This is a genomic window from Staphylococcus sp. EG-SA-2, assembly GCF_017152085.1.
On sequence record NZ_JACYHC010001170.1, the window covers coordinates 1 to 664 of the forward strand.

2 pseudogenes are annotated in these 664 nt (G+C 30.9%); one reads left to right on the top strand and one right to left on the bottom strand.

The annotated features are described in order from the left end of the window. Nucleotides 1-426: pseudogene (gene ypdA, locus IDG60_RS28055) on the top strand (bacillithiol disulfide reductase YpdA); the annotation flags it as partial. 114 nt (nt 427-540) lie between these two features. Here ypdA and IDG60_RS28060 read toward each other — a convergent pair. Further along, nucleotides 541-664, bottom strand: a pseudogene (locus IDG60_RS28060) (asparaginase); the annotation flags it as partial.

Here is a 664-nt window from a genome sequence, read left to right on the forward strand (position 1 = left end):
GGTGGAGATTATTCGCCTTCAATTAAACCGTGGATACTTCCAAATTTCACAGCATTAGTAAATCATGAAAAAATTGACATGGAATTTAATGCTAATGTTACCCAAATAACTGAAGATACTGTGACTTGTGAAGTAAATGGTGAAAGTAAAACAATACACAATGATTATGTATTTGCGATGATTGGTTATCATCCCGATTATGAATTTTTAAAATCTGTAGGCATTCAAATTAATACAAATGAATTTGGAACAGCGCCTATGTATAATAAAGAAACATACGAAACAAATATCGAAAATTGCTATATTGCAGGTGTAATTGCTGCAGGGAACGATGCGAATACCATTTTTATTGAAAATGGTAAATTCCACGGTGGCATTATTGCTCAAAACATGCTAGCTAAGAAACAAACGCCGTTAGAATCATAAAAATAAAGGTCTATGTACTAAATAACTTAGTTTTACAACGACTGACATTCATGATATGTCAAATGAGGTTGATGACTAATTATTGTACATAGACCTTTTTATGTTACGTATTCATTATAATTCAAAATATGATTTGATTTCAGCTTTATCTAAATTGTTGCTTAACGCAACTAATAATTTTAATCTTGCTTTTGGACCATTCAAACCGTTAGAAAAAATAAAACCTTGTTGTGCGAGT